Origin of the sequence: Actinacidiphila sp. bgisy160 (assembly GCF_965342435.1) — a bacterium.
Classification (GTDB): domain Bacteria; phylum Actinomycetota; class Actinomycetes; order Streptomycetales; family Streptomycetaceae; genus Actinacidiphila.
In genome coordinates, this window is record NZ_CBDRCM010000009.1 from 96,403 (window position 1) to 114,728 (window position 18,326).

At 72.3% G+C, this 18,326-nt stretch carries 18 protein-coding genes; 12 read left to right on the forward strand and 6 right to left on the reverse strand.

Annotated elements, in window-relative coordinates:
* Window positions 1–40: 40 nt before the first annotated feature.
* The 3 genes from ACRWNP_RS10940 to ACRWNP_RS10950 all read right to left on the reverse strand — a co-directional run bounded on the left by ACRWNP_RS10940 (window position 41) and on the right by ACRWNP_RS10950 (window position 3,664).
* Window positions 41–700, reverse strand: coding sequence for a LuxR C-terminal-related transcriptional regulator (locus tag ACRWNP_RS10940; protein WP_431960977.1), 660 nt, complete (start codon window positions 698–700; stop codon window positions 41–43).
* Window positions 701–969: 269 nt separating this feature from the next.
* On the reverse strand, window positions 970–2,283 hold the full coding sequence (locus tag ACRWNP_RS10945; protein WP_431960892.1) for a sensor histidine kinase: 1,314 nt from the start codon (window positions 2,281–2,283) through the stop codon (window positions 970–972).
* Window positions 2,284–2,500: 217 nt separating this feature from the next.
* The gene (locus ACRWNP_RS10950; RefSeq protein ID WP_431960893.1) at window positions 2,501–3,664 is read right to left on the reverse strand and encodes a sensor histidine kinase; all 1,164 of its coding nucleotides are present in this window, start codon (window positions 3,662–3,664) and stop codon (window positions 2,501–2,503) included.
* 202 nt (window positions 3,665–3,866) lie between these two features.
* Between ACRWNP_RS10950 and ACRWNP_RS10955 the strand changes: the two genes are divergently transcribed.
* From ACRWNP_RS10955 to ACRWNP_RS11010, 12 genes are all read left to right on the forward strand, one after another.
* Window positions 3,867–4,235: an NADH-quinone oxidoreductase subunit A gene (locus tag ACRWNP_RS10955; RefSeq protein WP_326572910.1), complete on the forward strand. Its 369-nt coding sequence runs from the start codon at window positions 3,867–3,869 to the stop codon at window positions 4,233–4,235.
* Entirely contained in the window at window positions 4,226–4,843 is a 618-nt protein-coding gene (locus ACRWNP_RS10960; RefSeq protein ID WP_431960894.1) for an NADH-quinone oxidoreductase subunit B, read from the forward strand. The genes ACRWNP_RS10955 and ACRWNP_RS10960 overlap by 10 nt, the downstream gene beginning before the upstream one ends.
* Window positions 4,840–5,850, forward strand: coding sequence for an NADH-quinone oxidoreductase subunit C (locus ACRWNP_RS10965; RefSeq protein WP_431960895.1), 1,011 nt, complete (start codon window positions 4,840–4,842; stop codon window positions 5,848–5,850). The genes ACRWNP_RS10960 and ACRWNP_RS10965 overlap by 4 nt, the downstream gene beginning before the upstream one ends.
* Window positions 5,847–6,809 carry an NADH-quinone oxidoreductase subunit NuoH gene (nuoH, locus tag ACRWNP_RS10970; RefSeq protein ID WP_431960896.1) on the forward strand — a complete coding sequence of 321 codons (963 nt, stop codon included), beginning with the start codon at window positions 5,847–5,849 and terminating at the stop codon, window positions 6,807–6,809. The genes ACRWNP_RS10965 and nuoH overlap by 4 nt, the downstream gene beginning before the upstream one ends.
* A complete protein-coding gene (locus ACRWNP_RS10975; protein WP_431960897.1) occupies window positions 6,809–7,420 on the forward strand; it encodes a NuoI/complex I 23 kDa subunit family protein in 612 nt (203 codons plus the stop codon). Before nuoH ends, ACRWNP_RS10975 begins: the two co-directional genes overlap by 1 nt.
* Window positions 7,417–7,974 carry an NADH-quinone oxidoreductase subunit J family protein gene (locus tag ACRWNP_RS10980; RefSeq protein ID WP_431960898.1) on the forward strand — a complete coding sequence of 186 codons (558 nt, stop codon included), beginning with the start codon at window positions 7,417–7,419 and terminating at the stop codon, window positions 7,972–7,974. Before ACRWNP_RS10975 ends, ACRWNP_RS10980 begins: the two co-directional genes overlap by 4 nt.
* The gene (nuoK, locus tag ACRWNP_RS10985; protein ID WP_431960899.1) at window positions 7,974–8,351 is read left to right on the forward strand and encodes an NADH-quinone oxidoreductase subunit NuoK; all 378 of its coding nucleotides are present in this window, start codon (window positions 7,974–7,976) and stop codon (window positions 8,349–8,351) included. Before ACRWNP_RS10980 ends, nuoK begins: the two co-directional genes overlap by 1 nt.
* Window positions 8,348–10,351, forward strand: coding sequence for an NADH-quinone oxidoreductase subunit 5 family protein (locus tag ACRWNP_RS10990; RefSeq protein ID WP_431960901.1), 2,004 nt, complete (start codon window positions 8,348–8,350; stop codon window positions 10,349–10,351). Before nuoK ends, ACRWNP_RS10990 begins: the two co-directional genes overlap by 4 nt.
* Window positions 10,352–10,354: 3 nt before the next feature.
* Window positions 10,355–11,920, forward strand: coding sequence for a complex I subunit 4 family protein (locus ACRWNP_RS10995; protein WP_431960902.1), 1,566 nt, complete (start codon window positions 10,355–10,357; stop codon window positions 11,918–11,920).
* Window positions 11,920–13,428 (forward strand): NADH-quinone oxidoreductase subunit N, encoded by a 1,509-nt coding sequence (locus ACRWNP_RS11000; protein WP_431960903.1) that lies wholly within the window; start codon window positions 11,920–11,922, stop codon window positions 13,426–13,428. Before ACRWNP_RS10995 ends, ACRWNP_RS11000 begins: the two co-directional genes overlap by 1 nt.
* A 119-nt stretch (window positions 13,429–13,547) precedes the next feature.
* Window positions 13,548–14,408: a zinc metalloprotease HtpX gene (gene htpX / locus ACRWNP_RS11005; protein WP_431960904.1), complete on the forward strand. Its 861-nt coding sequence runs from the start codon at window positions 13,548–13,550 to the stop codon at window positions 14,406–14,408.
* A 117-nt stretch (window positions 14,409–14,525) separates the two neighbouring features.
* Window positions 14,526–14,927 (forward strand): YccF domain-containing protein, encoded by a 402-nt coding sequence (locus tag ACRWNP_RS11010; protein ID WP_431960905.1) that lies wholly within the window; start codon window positions 14,526–14,528, stop codon window positions 14,925–14,927.
* A 30-nt stretch (window positions 14,928–14,957) separates the two neighbouring features.
* Here the strand turns inward: ACRWNP_RS11010 and ACRWNP_RS11015 are convergent, their stop codons facing one another.
* The 3 genes from ACRWNP_RS11015 to ACRWNP_RS11025 all read right to left on the reverse strand — a co-directional run bounded on the left by ACRWNP_RS11015 (window position 14,958) and on the right by ACRWNP_RS11025 (window position 18,192).
* Window positions 14,958–16,340, reverse strand: a complete 1,383-nt coding sequence (locus ACRWNP_RS11015) for an FAD-binding oxidoreductase (protein WP_431960906.1) — start codon at window positions 16,338–16,340, stop codon at window positions 14,958–14,960.
* 76 nt (window positions 16,341–16,416) lie between these two features.
* Entirely contained in the window at window positions 16,417–16,869 is a 453-nt protein-coding gene (locus ACRWNP_RS11020) for a flavodoxin family protein (RefSeq protein ID WP_431960907.1), read from the reverse strand.
* Complete coding sequence (locus tag ACRWNP_RS11025; protein ID WP_431960908.1) at window positions 16,870–18,192, reverse strand: radical SAM protein; 1,323 nt, start codon at window positions 18,190–18,192, stop codon at window positions 16,870–16,872. It abuts the gene before it with no gap.
* Window positions 18,193–18,326 lie beyond the last annotated feature (134 nt).

The window sequence follows — 18,326 nt, forward strand, 5'->3', positions numbered from 1 at the left end:
TCTGGGCTTCCGCGGGTTGCTCTGACGATACGTCAGAGGATCAGGTATTGAGGTACGTGAGCACGGCCAGGACACGCCGATGGTCTCCCTCGCTGGGAGCCAGCCCCAGTTTGAGGAAGATGTTGCTGACGTGCTTCTCAACGGCCCCGTCGCTCACCACCAGCTGCTTGGCGATCGCGGAGTTCGTCCGGCCCTCGGCCATCAGCCCCAGCACCTCGCGCTCCCGCGGGGTGAGACCGGCCAGTACGTCCTGCTTGCGGCTGCGCCCCAGCAGCTGCGCCACCACCTCCGGGTCCAGGGCGGTACCGCCGCCGGCCACCCGTACGACCGCGTCGACGAACTCCCGCACGTCGGCCACCCGGTCCTTGAGCAGATACCCGACCCCCCGGGAACTGCCGGCCAGCAGCTCGGTGGCGTACCGCTCCTCCACGTACTGCGACAGCACGAGCACTCCCAGCCGCGGGTGGTCGCGGCGCAGCCGCACCGCGGCGCGCACGCCCTCGTCGGTGTGGGTCGGCGGCATCCGCACGTCGGCCACGACCACGTCGGGCACCGCGTCCTCGGCGGCGAGCTCGCCGATCACCTTCAGCAGGGCCTCGGCGTCCCCGACCCCGGCGACGACCTCGTGCCCGCGGTCGGTCAGCAGGCGGGTCAGTCCCTCCCTCAGCAGCACCGAGTCCTCGGCGATGACCACCCGCACTCTGTCCTCCACCGCTACCGGCCCCCCGTGTCGACGTGATGTGCCCCTCCCCAGCATTCCAGCTTCCGGCGGCCGGCACACGGCCTTGCCACCGGGGCGGGGTGCGGGGAGGGACGGAGGGGGGCGCGATCAGCGTCCTCTCGGTTCTGCCGGTCTTCCCGGTCCTACGGCTATTGCGGCCTTGCGGTTATTGCGGTCCTGCGGTCCTGCGGTCGTTCCGGTCGGTCCAGCGGTCTTCCGGTCCCGGCGCCTGCGCGGCCACCGTGACGTCAGGTTCGCCAGGGCAGCTCGGCCGCGACGGTGGTCGGGCCGCCGGCGGGGGAGTCCACCGCGAGGACGCCGTCCACCGCCCCGAGCCGCTCGGCGAGCCCGGCCAGGCCCGAGCCGCGAGCCGTGGAGGCGCCGCCGCGTCCGTTGTCGGCGACGTGGATCATCAGCCGGTCCCCCGAGCGCCACAGGTCCACCGCGGCGCGCGAGGCCCCGCTGTGCTTGCTGATGTTCTGCAGCAGCTCGGAGACGGTGAAGTACGCGATGCCCTCGATCGCCGGTACCGGCCGCCCCGGCAGGTCCACGCTCACCTGCACCGGCACGGTGCAGCGAGCCGCGAGGGCGGACAGGGCGGCGTCGAGGCCGCGGTCGGTGAGGACGGCCGGGTGGATGCCGCGGGCCAGGTCGCGCAGCTCCTGGAGGGCCAGTTTCACCTCGCCGTGCGCCTCCTCGACCATGGTGGCGGCCGCCTTCGGGTCCTCCTGCAGCTTCTCCTTGGCCAGGCCCAGGTCCATGGCGAGCGCCACGAGCCGTGCCTGGGCGCCGTCGTGCAGATCGCGTTCGATACGGCGCAGGTCGGCGGCGGCGGTGTCCACCACCGTGCCCCGGTCCGACTCCAGCTCCGAGACCCGGCTGGCCAGCCGGGACGGCCCCAGCAGCCCCGCGACCAGGCCCCTGTCCACGTACGCCATGCCCCGGATCAGCCAGGGGGTGACCAGGACCAGCAGCAGGCCCAGCGCGGAGGTCATGGCCAGCTCGAACGGCGAGTCCAGCCACCAGCCGTTGCCGTTCCCGTCCCCGTACAGCTGGAGCCCCGGCTGGTCGGTGTAGGCCGGGAACACCCACTGCCACAGCGGGTACGTGAGGAGCCCCCAGCCGTAGGTGAAGAAGGAGACGGCCACGGAGAAGGTGAACACGCCCCACGGGAAGTGCACGAAGAAGTACAGGACGTGCCGCCAGGAGGCGCCGCTGGTCAGCTGGCCGCCGAGCCACGACATGAGGCCCTGACCGGGCCGTCGGCGCAGCGGCTCTGGCGCGGCCACGTCGATGCGCAGGCACTGACGGGCCCGCTCGCGCTCCACGACGCCGAGCCCCCGGCAACCGGCCAGCATCGCGGCGAGGACGGGCAGCCCGAGAAAGGTGACCAGCAGGCCCGCGCCGAGCGACAGCATCGTCACCGTGAAGACGAAGCCGATGACGCCCATCGGCAGGTTCAGCAGCAGATACAGGAGCTCGCGCCAGGTGCGGGCCTCGATCGGCGCGCGCAGCGCCGCGGGCAACCGGTGCTCGCGCGGCTCCGGGAAACCGTATGCCATGGTCACGTCCGTCCTCTTCGTCGTCCCTCTGCCGCCTGTGTTGTCTTCAGCCTCCTCCTGCGGGGCCCTCGCGCCCATGGTGCGGATCGGCGTCTCGGACCTGGGGAAAACCCCACCCCGCTGTGCGGCGGCCCGGACCGGGGCGCTGACTCGCCGCCTGGCGCCACGAGAGAAGGCCGGTCCCCTCCGCGAGGGCACCGGCCTACTTGTGCGCGGCTCAGGCGCGGTCCCGCCAGGGCAGCTCGGCCGTCACCGTCGTCGGGCCGCCCGCGGGGGAGTCGATCACCAGCAGGCCGTCCACCGAGCCCAGCCGCTCGGCGAGCCCGCCCAGCCCGCTGCCCCCCGAGGCGGTCGCCCCGCCCCGCCCGTCGTCGCGGACCTGGATCATCAGCCGGCCGTCCGAGCGCCACAGCTCGACGACGGCCAGGCGCGCCCCGCTGTGCTTGCTGATGTTCTGCAGCAGCTCGGAGACGGTGAAGTAGGCGATGCCCTCGATCGCCGCCGCGGGCCGGCTCGCCAGGTCCACCTGCACCTGCACCGGCACCGTGCACCGGGCGGACACCGAGGACAGCGCCGCGTCGAGGCCGCGGTCGGTGAGGACGGCCGGGTGGATGCCGCGGGCCAGGTCGCGCAGCTCCTGGAGGGCCAGCTTCACCTCGCCGTGGGCGTCGTCGACCATCCTCGCCGCCGCCTTCGGGTCCTCCTGCAGCTTCTCCTTGGCCAGGCCCAGGTCCATGGCGAGCGCCACGAGCCGTGCCTGGGCGCCGTCGTGCAGATCGCGTTCGATACGGCGCAGGTCGGCGGCGGCGGTGTCCACCACCGTGCCCCGGTCCGACTCCAGCTCGGCGATCCGCCGCTCCAGCTCGTCGGAGGGCGACAGCAGGCCGCGGACCATCGCGCGGTCCGCGTTGGCCAGCCCCCGGGCGATGAACGGCAGCACGGGCCACGCCACGAAGAGCGAGGTCAGGGCGATGGTGAAGGTCGCGATCCCCCATGGCAGCCGGATGAAGAAGTACAGCGCGTGCCGCCACCCCACCGGGTCCTTCAGCGAGGTCCACAGCCAGGGGAAGAAGCCCATCCGCCCCGGATGCAGCGATCGGGGCTCGTCCACGGCCACCCCGAGCATGCCGCGTGCCCGTATCCGCTCCAGCCGCCCCAGCAACCGGCACCCGGCCAGTCCCAGCGCCAGCAGCGGCAGGCCGACCACGGTCACGGACAGCCCGACGCCGAGGTAGAGCACGACGGCGACGAAGACGAAGCCCACGATGTCCACGGGCAGGTTCGCCAGCAGATACGCGATCTCCTTCCACGTCACGGCGTCGAAGGCGAAGCGCGCCGGCGGCAGCGGGGCGGCTTCACCGCGCTGGGATGTGATGGTCATGACGTCAAGCCTGCCGTGGACGGGGCGGCCACCGCCATGGGGTACGCCTGCGGGGACAAGGTGGGGTTATCCGTACCACCGGTCAGGACGGGTGGTTCCGCTCCGGGAGGCAGGGCCTAGACTCCGTTCGTACAGATCGTCTAAAGATCCACCGGGATCGCTGGACAACGCGCTTACGACGAGAAACGAGGGGCGGACGGACGTGGACTACTTCCACGGCTACTCGGTCGTCGGGCTGGTCGCGGTGCTCGGGGTGCTCTTCGTGACCGTGGCCTTCGGGGCCGGTCGCCTGCTGCGGCCCGTCGTGCCGACGCAGGAGAAGATGCTCACGTACGAGTGCGGCGTCGACCCCGTCGGCGAGGGCTGGGCGCACACCCAGATCCGCTACTACGTCTACTCCTTCCTCTACGTCGTCTTCGCGGTCGACGCGATCTTCCTCTTCCCCTGGGCGACCGTGTTCGCCGCCGAGGGGTACGGCGGCACGACGCTGGTCGAGATGTTCGTCTTCCTCGGCTTCCTCGCCGTCGGTCTGCTCTACGCCTGGAAGAAGGGCGTCCTGGAATGGACGTGACCGAAGTGACCGATGTGAGCACTCCCGAGTACCTTCCGGAGCCGCGCCGCCTCGGAACGCTGGCGCGCCTGGCGCCGGAGCCGATGAAGGTGGTCCTGAACTGGGGCCGCCGCTACAGCCTGTGGGTCTTCAACTTCGGGCTCGCCTGCTGCGCCATCGAGTTCATCGCCGCGTCCATGGCCCGGCACGACTTCATCCGGCTCGGCGTGATCCCCTTCGCGCCCGGCCCGCGCCAGGCCGACCTCATGGTCGTCTCGGGCACCGTCACGGACAAGATGGCCCCGGCCGTGAAGCGCCTGTACGAGCAGATGCCCGAGCCGAAGTACGTCATCTCCTTCGGCGCCTGCTCCAACTGCGGCGGCCCCTACTGGGACTCCTACTCCGTGACCAAGGGCGTCGACCAGATCATCCCCGTCGACGTCTACGTGCCCGGCTGCCCGCCGCGGCCCGAGGCGCTGCTGCAGGGCATCCTCAAGCTCCAGGAGAAGATCGCCCGCGAGTCGCTCGGCGAGCGCTACGGCGACGGGGGCACCCCGCGCGCGTCCACCGCCGCGCTGCGCAGCGGCCTCGTCCAGGCCCCGCCACCACCCGGGGAGGCCGCGAAGTGACCACGCCCTTCGACCGGCTCCCCGAGCCGGACGCCGTCGCCGAGGTCTTCGGCGCGCAGGCCACGGCGGAGGAGGCGTACGGCCTGCTGACCGTCGACGTCCCCGCCGCGTCCTGGACCGACGCCCTGCGGGCCGCCCGGGACACCCTCGGCTGCACCTTCTTCGACTGGCTCAGCGCCGTCGACGAGGGCGGCACCGGGTTCCGCGTCTGCGCCCACGTCGTCGCCCCCGCGGTCGGCTCGGTGCGGCGCCTGATGATCCGTACGACCGTCCCGCACGAGGCGCCGGCCCTGCCGACCGCCGTCGGTGTCTACGCGGGCGCCGCCTGGCACGAGCGCGAGACGCACGAGATGTTCGGGGTGGACTTCACCGGCCACCCGCACCTGGTGCCGCTGCTGCTGCCCGACGGCTTCGAGGGGCACCCGCTGCGCAAGGACTTCGTGCTGGCGGCGCGTGTCGCGAAGGCGTGGCCGGGGGCGAAGGAGCCGGGGGAGTCCGATCACGGCGGGCCCAAGCGCCGCCAAATGCTGCCGCCGGGCGTGCCCGACCCCAACGAGTGGGGCCCGCTGAAGGGGCAGTTGCCGCCCGCCCCGGCCCGGCCCGCCCGTACCCCGCGTGCGGCCGGTGCCGCCGGCCCCGCCGGTGCCGCGGAGCGCCCCGCGCGGCGCACGCGAAGCGTCACCGAGGGCTCCGCCAGTCAGGGCGCCGCCGCGGTCCCTGCCACCCCGCGCCGTACCCGAAGCGTCACCGAGGGCTCCGCCAGTCAGGGCGCCGCCGAGGCCCCGGCGACCCCGGCGCCGTCCGAGACTCCCCGCAGGCGCACCCCGGACGCCCCCTGGGACGTCCCCCGTGACACCGAACCCGCTGCCGGCCCGGCCGCCGCACCGGCAGCGCAGTCCGACGCGGAGAAACCCGCGCGGCGCCCCGGAACGAGTCCGGACGCGACCCCCGGCGGCCCGCCGGACACCCCCCGCAACGACGACGCAGAAGGAGGCAGCACACCGTGAGCGAAGCCCTCGACGTGATCCTCCGGCTGCTCGCCGTGCTCGTCGCCTTCCTCGTCCTGCCCCTGGCCGTCGGCCAGACCGAGCACAAGGTCATGGCCCACATGCAGGGCCGCCTCGGACCCATGTACGCCGGCGGTTTCCACGGCTGGGCCCAGCTCGTCGCCGACGGCGTGAAGTTCGCGCAGAAGGAGGACGTGGTCCCGGCCGACGCGGACCGGAAGATCTTCCAGCTCGCGCCCGCCGTCGCGCTGCTGCCCTACCTCCTGGTCCTCATCGCCATCCCGGTCGGCCCCGACGGGCTCGTCGGCCAGGACATCGACGCGGGCCTGTTCTTCGTGCTCGCCGTGATGGGCGTCGGGGTGCTCGGCTCCCTCATGGCCGGCTGGGCCTCCGCCAACAAGTTCTCCCTGCTCGGCGGTCTGCGCACCGCCGCGCAGCTGATGTCGTACGAGCTGCCGATGCTGCTCGCCGCCGCGTCCGTCGCGATGGCGGCCGGGACGCTCTCGCTGCCCGGCATCGTCGACGCGTACGCCTGGTGGTGGACGCCGTGGCAGCTGATCGGCGCCGTCGTCTTCTTCACCGCGGGCCTCGCCGAACTCCAGCGCCCGCCCTTCGACATGCCGGTGGCCGACTCGGAGATCATCTTCGGCGCCTACACCGAGTACACGGGCCTGCGCTTCGCCCTGTTCCTGCTCGCCGAGTACGCCGGCATCGTCGTGCTGTGCGGCCTGACCACCGTCCTGTTCCTCGGCGGCTGGCACGGCCCCTGGTCCGGCCATCTCGGCTGGCTGTGGACGCTGCTGAAGACCGCGGCCCTGGCCTTCGTCGTCATCTGGCTCCGGGTCACGTACCCCCGGCTGCGCGAGGACCAGTTGCAGCGGTTCGCCTGGACCGTCCTCATCCCGCTCGCCCTGGCCCAGATCGCGCTCACCGGCGTGGTGAAGGTGGTGATCTCCTGATGGGCATCCCCGGTTCCGGCCTGGCCAAGGGCCTCGCCGTCACCCTGCGCACGATGACCCGGCGCTCGCACACCGCGCAGTACCCCGAGGTGCAGCCCGAACTGCCGCCCCGCACCCGCGGCGTGATCGCGCTGTTCGAGGAGAACTGCACGGTCTGCATGCTCTGCGCTCGCGAGTGCCCCGACTGGTGCATCTACATCGACTCCCACAAGGAGACGGTGCCCGCCGTCACCCCCGGCGGCCGCGAGCGCAGCCGCAACGTGCTGGACCGCTTCGCCATCGACTTCTCGCTCTGCATGTACTGCGGCATCTGCATCGAGGTGTGCCCCTTCGACGCACTGTTCTGGTCGCCGGAGTTCGAGTACGCGGAGACCGACATCCTCGAACTCACCCACGAGCGCGACAAGCTGCGCGAGTGGATGTGGACGGTGCCGGCCCCGCCGCCGCTGGACCCGGCGGCCGAGGAGCCCAAGGAACTCGGTGCCGCCCGCAAGGCCGCGGAGAAGGCGGCCGCCGCGGCCCTCGCCGCCGGGGCCGCCGAGACCGCCGGGGCCGCCGAGACCGCCGGGGCCGCCGGGGCCGAGCGCGAGCAGCCGGGGGGCGACGCGTGAGCCTCGCCGCAGCCCACCCCGGTTTCCTGTCCCCGGCCGGGGTCGAGACCGCCTTCGTCCTCGTGGGCGTCGCGACCCTCGCCGCCGCCGTCGTCAGCGTCACCACCAAGCAGCTGGTGCACGCCGCGCTGTGGCTGGTCGTCGCGCTCGGGGGCGTCGCCGTCGAATACCTCCTCCTCACCGCCGAGTTCATCGCCTGGGTGCAGGTGCTGATCTACGTCGGGTCGGTCGTCGTGCTCGTCCTGTTCGGGCTGATGCTCACCAAGGCGCCGATCGGGCGTTCCCCGGACGCCGATTCGGGCAACCGGATCGCGGCGCTGGCCGTGGCCGTCGCCGCCGCGGGCACTCTGGTGTGGGTCGTGGTGGACGCCTTCCGGGCCACCTGGATCGACGTGGACGGCGCCGCGCAGGGCTCCACCAAGGTCACCGGCCAGATCCTCTTCCGGCACTGGGTGCTGCCGTTCGAGGCACTGTCCGTGCTCCTGCTCGCCGCGCTCGTCGGTGCGATCGTCCTGTCCCGCAAGCAGTCCCGTCAGCAGCCGGGAGAGCGCTGATGCATCTCGTCTATCCCGCCGTCCTCGCCGCCCTCCTGTTCTCCGTCGGCCTGTACGGCGTCCTCGCCCGGCGCAACGCGATCCTCGTCCTGATGTCGGTCGAGCTGATGCTGAACGCGGTCAACCTCAATCTGGTCGCCTTCGACGTCTGGCTCCACGACACCCTCCACGCCGGGCAGGCGCTGACGCTGTTCGTCATCGTCATCGCCGCCGCCGAGATCGGCATCGGCCTCGCCATCGTCCTGCTGGTGTACCGCAACCGGGGCAGCTCGGACGTCGACCGCCTCACCGACCTCGCCGAGCGCGCACCGCACGACCCGCAGGGCGAAGGGGCCGGGCCCTCCGCACCCGAAGAGAAGGCCGAGGCCGCAGCGTGACCCTGACGACCCTCGCCGTCCTCGTCCCCCTCCTCCCCTTCCTCGGCGCCGTCGGCGGTCTGCTGCTCGGCCGCACCGCCCCCGGCTTCGTCCGGCCGCTGGCCGTACTGCCCACCGTGACCGCCTTCGTGCTGGCCGTGGTCGTCGCCGTACGGCAGGGCACCGGGCCGGCCACCGACGCCGCGACGCGGCTCACGCCGACCGGCTCGGTACCCGTCGACCTCGCCCTGCACCTCGACGGCTTCGCGGTGCTGATCGCCGTCCTCGTCGGCCTGGTCGCCACCTGTGTGCAGCTGTACTCCACGGCCTACCTGCGCCACGACCCGCGCTACGCCTCCTACTCCGCCCTGGTCTCCCTCTTCACCGCCGCCATGTTCCTGGTCGTCTACACCGGTGACCTGATGGTGCTGCTGGTCGGCTGGGAGATCATGGGCATCTGCTCGTACTTCCTGGTCGGCCACTACTGGGAGACCGAGGTCGCCCGGGCCGCCTCGCTCAAGGCCTTCCTGGTCACCAAGCTCGGCGACGTCCCTTTCCTGATCGGCGTCTTCGCGCTCGCCGCCGACGCCGGGACGTTCCGGATCAACGGCATCCTCACCGCGGCCACCCACGGCGGGATCGGGCACCCCACCGTCGTCGGCCTGCTGCTGCTCGCCGGCGTCGCCGGCAAGTCGGCGCAGTTCCCGCTGCACACCTGGCTGCCCGACGCGATGGCCGGTCCCACCCCGGTGTCCGCGCTGATCCACGCCGCCACCATGGTCGCGGCCGGCATCTACCTCGTCGCCCGGTTGCTGCCGGTCTTCGAGGCATCCACCGTCACCCTCGCGGTGCTCGGCGTGCTGGCCGCCGTCACCATGATCGGCTCCGGTCTGGCCGCGCTCGCCCAGGACGACATCAAACGCGTGCTCGCCTACTCGACGATCGGCCAGCTCGGCTACATGGCCGCCGCCCTCGCCGTCGGCGACCGCGGCGCCGCCGTGTTCCACCTCATCTCGCACGGCGCCTTCAAGGCCCTCCTCTTCCTCGCCGCGGGCGTCGTCATCCACGCCGCCGGCACCAACTCGCTGGCCGCGATGTCCCGCATGGGCGACCTCGGCAAGCGCGTCCCCGACGCCATGTGGACCATGGGCATCGCGCTGGCCGCGCTGGCCGCCATCCCCCCCTTCTCCGGCTTCTTCTCCAAGGAGTCGGTGCTGCGAGCGGCCGAGCACGCCGCCTCCGGCCACGCCGAGGGCGTGCCGTCGGCCGTCGGCTGGCTCGTCCTGGTCGCCGCGCTGATCACCGCCGTGCTCACCGCGGGCTACGCCACACGCCTGTTCCTCCTCGCCTTCCGCGGCCAGGGCGCCACGGCCCCCGAGGCCCACGGCAGGGAACCGGCCGTCATGACCGTCGTGCTGTGGGTGCTGGCCGTCCCGACCCTCGCCTTCGGCGCCGTCGCCCTCGTGCCCTCCCTCCTCGACCTCCCTGCCTGGCTCGACGGCAACGAGCTCGCCCCGACCCTGGTCACCTCGATCCTCGGCGTCGGCCTCGCCGTCGTCGGCATCCTCGCGACCTACGGCGCCTGGCAGGCCGCCGCGGTTCGCCGCGGCACCCCGCTCGGCGCGATCGTCACCGCCGAGGCCGCGGAGGAGGAGCCGGCGCTCACCGAGGCCGCGGCGCTGCAGACCCACGAACAGGTCTACGGGGATGTCGCCGCTGCCCAGGACCCCGCCGACCCCGGACGCCTGCTGCTCGGCCCGCTCTTCGGGCCGGCCTCGCACGGCTTCCGCCTCGACGCCCTCTACGCGGCGCTCTTCGTCCGCCCCGTGCTCGCCGCCTCCGGCCTCGTCCGCTTCCTGGACCGCGAGGTCGTCGAGACCTACGTCCGTGGTGCGGGCGGACTGCCCCGGCTGCTCGGCGCGATCGTGCGCCGAACCCAGACGGGCAACGTGCAGACCTATATCAGCGTGCTGCTGGCCGGCTCCGTGATACTCGCCGTCCTCGTCGCCGTCGGAGCGTGAGCCGTGAACGACACCGTCCTCCAGTACGTCCTCGCGGCCGCCGTCGTCCTGCCACTGCTCGGCGCCGCGGCCGCGCTGCTGCCGGCCCCGCCCGGCCTGAAGGGGAAGAACCCCGACCAGGCCGTGCTGCGCCACGGCGTCACCGTCACCGGTCTCGTCCTCGTCCTGAGCATCGTCCTCGCCGCGGGCTTCGACCACGACCACCCCGCGACGATGCAGGCGAACACCGACATCAGTTGGATCCCGGCGCTCGGCATCCGCATCCACCTCGGCATCGACGGCATCAGCCTCCCCCTCTTCGTCCTGACCGCGCTGCTGACCTTCCTCTGCGCGCTCTACAGCTACTTCAAGATGCCCGCGGGCCCTTCCCCGAAGGCTTTCGTGGCGCTCCTGCTCCTCCTGGAGACGGGCACGCTCGCCACCTTCTCGGTGCTCGACCTGCTGCTCTTCTTCCTCGCCTTCGAGACGGTCCTCATCCCGATGTACTTCCTCATCGCCCGCTGGGGCGGCGAGAACCGGGAGAAGTCCGCCCTCCGCTTCATCCTCTACACACTGCTCGGCTCCGTGATCATGCTGCTCGGCCTGCTCCTCATCGGGCTGAAGGCGGGCACATTCGACATGGTGGCACTCGCCTCTGACAACGGGTCGCCACTCAGTCACTCCACGCAACTGATCGCCGTCCTCGCCATCGGCCTCGGCCTCGCCGTCAAGGCCCCGATGTGGCCGCTGCACAGCTGGCTCCCCGACGCCCACACCGCCGCCCCCACGGTCGGCTCGGTGCTCCTGGCCGGGGTCCTGCTCAAGATGGGCACCTACGGCTTCGTGAGGATCCTGTTGCCGGCCGCACCCGAGGGCATGCAGACCTTCGCGCCCTACCTGGCCGCCCTCGCGGTCGTCGGCATCGTCTACGGGTCGCTGGCCTGCCTGGCCCTGGCCCGCCGCGGCGCCGGCGGCGACCTCAAGCGCCTCATCGCGTACAGTTCCGTCGGCCACATGGGCTTCGTGCTGCTCGGCATCGCCACCCTGACCACCACCGGCGTCAACGGCGCGCTCTTCGCCAACATCGCCCACGGGCTCATCACCGGCCTGCTCTTCTTCCTGGTCGGCGCGCTCAAGGACCGCTACGGCTCCACCGACCTGGACAGCCTCGCCGGGCAGACCGGCGCCGCGCTGTACGGCAAGGCCCCCCGCATGGGCGGCCTGCTCGCCTTCGCGGCCGTCGCCTCCCTCGGCCTGCCGGGCCTGGCCGGCTTCTGGGGCGAGATGCTGGCGATGTTCGGCTCCTTCAAGCCCGCCCCGGGCCTGGACCGCGGCGCCTACCTCGTCTTCACCGCGGTCGCCGCCTTCGGCACCCTGCTCACCGCCGCGTACCTCCTCGTCGTCGTGCGCCGCGTCTGCATGGGCGACCGCGACACCGTCCAGGCCGCGCCGGCGCTCGCCGACGTCCGGGGCTACGAGTTCGCGGCCTGGACCCCGCTGGCCGTCCTGACCGTCCTCGCCGGCCTGTGGCCCGCCGCCTTGCTCGGCCTCACCGACCCGGCCGTGCGCACCCTGCTCGGAGGCAGCTGATGAGCACCCTCGCCACCTCCGTCGTCCAGTCGGTCGACTGGGCCGCGATCGCCCCGCCCGGCATCGTGGCGGCGGCCGCGCTCGTCGTCCTGGTCGCCGACCTCTTCCTGCCCGAGGGCCGCAAGCAGAGCCTGGTGGGGATCACCCTGGCCGGCCTCGTGCTGGCCGGGCTGAGCCTGCTGCCGCTGCTCGACGGTGACCGCACGACCTTCTGCCTGGTCGGCAGCCCCGGCGACTGCTCCTATGTCGCCGACCACTTCACGCTCGTCGTGCAACTGCTGGTCCTGGCCGGGGCGCTCGTCACCGCCCTGCTGTCGGTGCACACCCTCGACGAGCTGCCTCCCGGCGAGTTCTGGTTCCTGCTGCTCTCCTCGGCCTCCGGCGCCGCCCTGCTGCCCGCCTCCCGCGACCTGGCGACCCTCGTGATCGCCCTGGAGGTCACCACCCTCCCCTCGTTCGCCCTGGTCGGCCTGCGCCGCGGCGACCGGCTGTCGAGCGAGGCTGCCCTGAAGTTCTTCCTGTCCTCGGTCGCCGCGACCGCCGTCACCCTGCTGGGCGTCAGCTTCGTCTACGCCGCCACCGGCACCCTCCACCTGGAGGCCATGGCCAAGGGGCTGCAGGGCGTCGACCCTCGCCTGGACACCCTCGCCGCCGCCGGCGCCGCCCTCACCGTCGTCGGTTTCGCCTTCAAGCTCGCCGTCGCCCCCTTCCACTTCTGGGTGCCCGACACCTACACCGGCGCCCCGCTCCCGGTCGCCGGCTACCTGTCGGTCGTCGGCAAGGCCGCCGGGTTCGCCGGCCTCATCCTCGTCACGGTCGTGGCCTTCCGGCCGTACGCGCACGTCTGGGGCCCGGCCGTCGCCGTCCTGGCCGCCCTCACCATGACCGTCGGCAACGTCGCCGCCCTGATGCAGCGCCCCGACCGCCCGCGCAGCGCGGTCCGCCTGCTGGCGTGGTCGTCCATCGGCCAGGCGGGCTACCTGCTGGTCCCGATCGCCGCGGCCGCGTACACCGACCCCGACCGCCAGATCGGCACCACCCTCGCGTACGCGCTGATGTACGGCGCGGTGAACCTCGGCGCCTTCGGCGTCGCCGCGCTCGTCGCCCGCACCGCGCCGCAGAACCGGCTCACCGACTACCGCGGCCTCCACAGCGGCCACCCGCTCGCCGCACTGGCCATGGCCTTCTTCCTGCTCTGCCTGGCCGGTCTGCCGCCGGGAGTCATCGGCCTGTTCGCCAAGGTCGCCGTCTTCTCCTCGGCCGTCGACGCGGACCTCGGCTGGCTTGCCGCCGTCATGGCCGTCAACGTCGTCATCGCGCTCGTGTACTACCTTCGGTGGACGGTCCTGCTCTTCGCCAAGCCCGCGACCGAGCAGGCCGCCGCCGCGCGCCCGTCCCGCCCGCCGCGCCCGCTCAGCGCCGCCATCGCGCTCACCGCGGTCGTCGGGATCGTGCTGTCCGGCGCACCCCAGCTCGTCCTCCGCTTCGCCTCCGCCACCCTGCTCTGAGCACCCGGTGGAAGGTGCACAAGGGAACTAACGCCCTTCCGGTGGCGTTGCCCCCTTCGGGAGGTTCTCCTTGAACGAGGAGAGAAGGTCCTCCTGATGCACAACTTGGAGGGTGTACCGTGCACCGCCGGCACAACGGCCTGAAGACCGCCGCGCTCCTGGGCGGAATGTCGGCTCTCATCCTGATCATCGGAAGTTTCTTCGGCCGTACGGGACTGATCGTCGCGCTCGTCGTAGCCCTCGGGACCAACGCCTACGCGTACTGGAACAGCGACAAGATCGCACTCCGCTCCATGCGCGCCCGCCCGGTCAGCGAGTTCGAGGCGCCGGCGCTCTACCGCATGGTGCGCGAGCTCTCCACCTCCGCCCGGCAGCCCATGCCGCGGCTCTACATCTCCCCGACCGAGGCCCCCAACGCCTTCGCCACCGGCCGCAACCCGCGCAACGCCGCGGTGTGCTGCACCGAGGGCATCCTGCGCCTCCTCGACGAGCGCGAGCTGCGCGGCGTCATCGGCCACGAGCTGAGCCACGTCTACAACCGCGACATCCTCATCTCCTCCGTCGCCGGCGCTCTGGCCTCCGTGGTGATGTTCCTCGTCAACTTCGCCTGGCTGATCCCCGTCGGCCGTTCCGACGACGACGAGGGCCCCGGCCTGTTCGGCCTGCTCCTGATGATGATCCTCGGCCCTGTCGCCGCCTCCCTCATCCAGCTCGCCGTCAGCCGCTCCCGCGAGTACGAGGCCGACGCCTCCGGCGCCCGCCTCACCGGCGACCCGCTCGCCCTCGCCTCCGCGCTGCGCAAGCTGGAGACGGGCACCAAGCGCGCCCCGCTGCCGCCCGAGCCCCGGCTGGAGACCACCAGCCACCTCATGATCGCCAACCCGTTCCGCCCCGGCGACGTGTCCAAGCTCTTCTCGACCCACCCCCCGATGGCCGAGCGCATCACCCGCCTCGAGGAGATGGCCGGCTACCGCCGCTGACGCGTACGTGCGGCCCGGCCCGCGCGCGGGTACGGGCCCCGTGGGGGGCGGCTGTCGGAGCTGCGGCTCCCGCCCACCTGACGGGCGGGGCCCCCGGGCGCATGGGAGGCTGGGCCAATGAAGGCGGTCAACATCGTCCTGAACGTCGTGTGGCTGGTCATCTGGGGCCTGTGGATGGCCATCGGCTACGCCCTGCTGGGCCTGCTGATGTTCATCTTCATCATCACCATCCCGTGGGGGATCGCGTCCCTGAGGATCGCCAACTACGTGCTGTGGCCCTTCGGCCGCACCACGGTGGAACGCCGCGACGCGGGGGTCGGGTCACTGCTCGGGAACATCATCTGGCTGATCTTCGCGGGGATCTGGCTCGCCATCGGCCACGTGCTCGCGGGCATCGGCTTCTGCCTGACGATCATCGGCATCCCGTTCGGCATCGCGAACTTCAAGATGGTGCCGATCTCCCTGGTGCCGCTCGGCCGCGAGATCGTCCCCGTGGACGCCCCCTACGCCACCCGCTGAGCCGCCGCCCCGCGCTCCCCGGCCGGGGGCTCAGCCCGGCTCGATGTTGTGGTTGAGCCGGAAGACGTTCTCCGGGTCGTACTCCGTCTTCACCTGGGCCAGCCGCCCCAGGTTGTGCGCGCCGAACCCGGAGATCACCCGGCCCTCGCCCTCGTCGCCGATGAAGTTCAGGTAGACCGCCCCCGAAGACCACTGCCGCAGGTCGGCGCGGATGTCGTGGGCCCACCGCCGGGCCCGCTCGTCGTCCGCCGGGTCCGCCCACAGGCCGAACGGGTGCACGACCCACGGCGCCCGGCGCCAGGGCAGCGGGTAGTCGGCGGGGGCGCGCGCCACGGCGCCGCCCACGGGGAACAGCACGTGCTGGGAGGGGGAGGGGACCACCATGTCCCGGGCGCGCGCGCAGAAGCGGTCCACGGCCTCGTCCGGGAAGTCGTCCAGGTACTCAGCCGACCAGTAGTTCCGGTAGCCCGGCGGGTCGTCGAGCATGCACTGCAGGTCCGCGTACGGCAACTCCGTCACCAGGCGCCCCTGCGGCCCGAGTGCCAGCAGCGGCTCCAGCACCTCGCGCGCCGTCTCCCCGGTGCCTGCGTACGTGACCAGGACGGCGCAGGTGAGCGCGCCCACCAGATGCTCCGGCACGAACTCCTCCGGCGGCCCGGTCAGGAAGATCAGGCCCCCGCCCATCTCGTCCGGCGCCGACGACAGCAGGCTGCGGTAGGCGCGCAGCACCTCGGGGCCGGCCTCCGGCGGCCACAGCAGCAGGGCCATGGTGACCGCGGGCAGCGGGTAGAGCCTCAGCGTGAGCGAGGTGGCGACGCCGAAGTTGCCGCCGCCCCCGTGCAGCGCCCAGAACAGCTCCGCGTTCTCGTCCTCGGCGGCCCGCACCAAGGTGCCGTCCGCCGTGACCAGTTCGGCCTCCAGCAGATTGTCGCAGGCCAGCCCGAACCTGCGCTCCAGCCACCCCGATCCGCCGCCGAGGGTGAAACCGCCCACCCCCGTGGTCGACACCCGGCCCCCGGTGGTGACCAGGTCGTACGGCTGCGTCGCCCGGTCCAGGTGGCTCATCGTGGCGCCGCCGCCGACCCGTGCCGTACGCGCCGCCGGGTCCACGACCACCGCGTGCATGCGCCGCAGGTCGACGACGATGCCGCCGTCGGTCAGGGACGTGCCGGCGACGCTGTGCCCGCCCCCGCGGACGGCGACCTCCAGCCCGTGCTCGCGGCCGAACCGGATCGCCGCGGCGACGTCGTCCACCGTCTCGCACAGGGCGATCACGGACGGCCTCCGGTCGATCATCGCGTTGAACAGCGTGCGGTTCTCGTCGTACGACGGGTCGCCCGGTGCGACGACCTCGCCCGCGAAGCGGGAGCGCAAGCCGTCCAGGGCCGCGTCGTCCAGGATGTGGGGTGCCATCGGTGCCGCCCCCTCTCTCCACCTCCACGGTAGGACGGGGGCACGGGCCCGGCATGTCGGCGCCGGGCCCCTGCGGTCAGTCCGCCAGCCCGGCGGCCAGGGTCGCGCCCAGCTCCCAGCAGGCCTGCAGATCGGCCTTGGAGGGCTCCCCGGTGACCGTCACCTCGGCCGCCGCCTGCTCCCAGCCGAGGCCCGTGGTGATCGACCGGATCCCCCGTACCGTCCCCGTCACGTCGCTGCCGCCGTGCACGTAGTAGCCGAACGGGCGCCCGCGCGTGCTGTCCAGGCACGGGTAGTAGACCTGGTCGAAGAAGTGCTTGAGCGCCCCCGACATGTAGCCGAGGTTCGCCGTCGTGCCCAGCAGGTAGCCGTCCGCCGCGAGCACGTCGGAGGCGGTCGCCGCGAGGGCGGCCCGCCGTACGACGTCCACCCCCTCGATCTCGTCGGTGGTCGCGCCCGCGACCACCGCCTCGAACATCGCCTGCAGATTCGGCGACGGCGTGTGATGCACGATCAGCAGGGCCGGCACTCAGCTCACTCCGACGGGCGCCGACGCCGGCAGGCTGTCCATGAACGAGCTCACCGAGAACACCGCGTTGCCGGGGCCGGCCGGGCCGTACCCGGGCGGCGAGCTCAGCCCGTACTCCTCCAGCGTCGCGCGGTACACGTCCAGCAGGCGGATGTGGTACTCCAGCGGCGCGCCCTCCGGGTTCGCCTTGCCCAGGGGGGTCGTCGGCTCCGGGCACCAGGTGGTGAAGCGCGGGGTGATGCCCCGCGACATGAAGAAGCGCAGGCCCTCCGCCGTGGAGTCGATCGCCTCCCCGACGGTGGTGAAGCCGAACGGCTCGGCCATCTCCACGCCCGCCACGAAGTTGGGGATCACGTTGCGGGGTCCGAAGATCTCCGCCGAGTCCAGGATGCGGCGGTGCCACTCGTCGCGGCCGACGTAACGCTCCTTGCCGGGGCAGTACAGCTCGAACAGACGGCGGTCCCACACCTCGTAGTTGGGGTGGTAGATCTGCACGCCGTAGTCCTTGAAGCGCTGCACGTCCTCCTTGGGCAGCGCCTGCGCGACGACCTTGCCGATCCAGCGGCCCGGGAAACGCTCCTCGATGGCCTTGGCGTAGTGGCCGTAGAAGTCCGCCTCGTCCCGCCCGGCGACCTTGGAGGTGATCGCCCCGCCGGTGAGGGTGTACGCGGTGGAGGTCTTCGCCTCGTCGTACTTGTCGATGATCTCCAGCGCCTCCAGCACCTCCTCGACCGGCTTCACCCCCGTATAGGGGCGGCCTGCCGCCTTGTGCTGGCGCCAGTTGTGGTTGATGTCGCAGTACTGGCACTCCTCCTTGGCGCCGAAGTACTGACACACACGGAAGACCGTCAGGTAGATCAGGTAGCCCCACTGGATCGTCGGCGCGACCTCCATCACCGACTTCCCGTTCTCCAGGGTGTGCCGGTAGTACGCCGGCATCGGCGGCAGGCCGACGTCCGCGATGCGCACCCCGTCGAGGTACAGCCCGAGCACCCCGCGCCCGCCCGCCCGCACGCGGTACGGCGAGGCAGGGTTCACCCGCACCGACACCACCGTGCGGCGCAGGTCGTACGGCCCGCCGGTGAGCACGATCTCCTCCGGCGGCCGCTTGAGCGCGGCGGCGCCCAGTTCGGGGAGGGTGCGGTGATCGAAGGAGAAGATGAAGTACGACTTCGGTTTGACGTCGCCGTCCTCGTTGCCGCTCAGCGCGGACTCGTCGAACGCGATCCCGCCGCGCAGCAGGTCCTCCTTGATGACCGCCTCGCGCGGGACGTGCGGGAAGCGGCTCATCAGGTCCTCGACCAAAGCGGTGCGGCTTTGCATGCCCGGCTCCATCCTCGAGACGCTGCCCCGGGTCCGCCGTCGACCGGCGGGACGGTCCCGGGGAGACCTAACAGGAAGACACTACGCACCTGCGGCGGCTTCCCGGGCGGCACCCTCCGAATGCGCCCCGAAGT

What these genes read in the sequence shown, in the direction of transcription:
- ACRWNP_RS11025 (WP_431960908.1), bottom strand. Translation starts at nt 18,192, where the DNA reads ATGCAAAGCCGCACCGCTTTGGTCGAGGACCTGATGAGCCGCTTCCCG.
- ACRWNP_RS10950 (WP_431960893.1), bottom strand. Translation starts at nt 3,664, where the DNA reads ATGACCATCACATCCCAGCGCGGTGAAGCCGCCCCGCTGCCGCCGGCG.
- ACRWNP_RS10960 (WP_431960894.1), top strand. Translation starts at nt 4,226, where the DNA reads ATGGACGTGACCGAAGTGACCGATGTGAGCACTCCCGAGTACCTTCCG.
- ACRWNP_RS10975 (WP_431960897.1), top strand. Translation starts at nt 6,809, where the DNA reads ATGGGCATCCCCGGTTCCGGCCTGGCCAAGGGCCTCGCCGTCACCCTG.
- nuoK (WP_431960899.1), top strand. Translation starts at nt 7,974, where the DNA reads ATGCATCTCGTCTATCCCGCCGTCCTCGCCGCCCTCCTGTTCTCCGTC.
- ACRWNP_RS10945 (WP_431960892.1), bottom strand. Translation starts at nt 2,283, where the DNA reads ATGGCATACGGTTTCCCGGAGCCGCGCGAGCACCGGTTGCCCGCGGCG.
- ACRWNP_RS11010 (WP_431960905.1), top strand. Translation starts at nt 14,526, where the DNA reads ATGAAGGCGGTCAACATCGTCCTGAACGTCGTGTGGCTGGTCATCTGG.
- ACRWNP_RS11000 (WP_431960903.1), top strand. Translation starts at nt 11,920, where the DNA reads ATGAGCACCCTCGCCACCTCCGTCGTCCAGTCGGTCGACTGGGCCGCG.
- ACRWNP_RS11015 (WP_431960906.1), bottom strand. Translation starts at nt 16,340, where the DNA reads ATGGCACCCCACATCCTGGACGACGCGGCCCTGGACGGCTTGCGCTCC.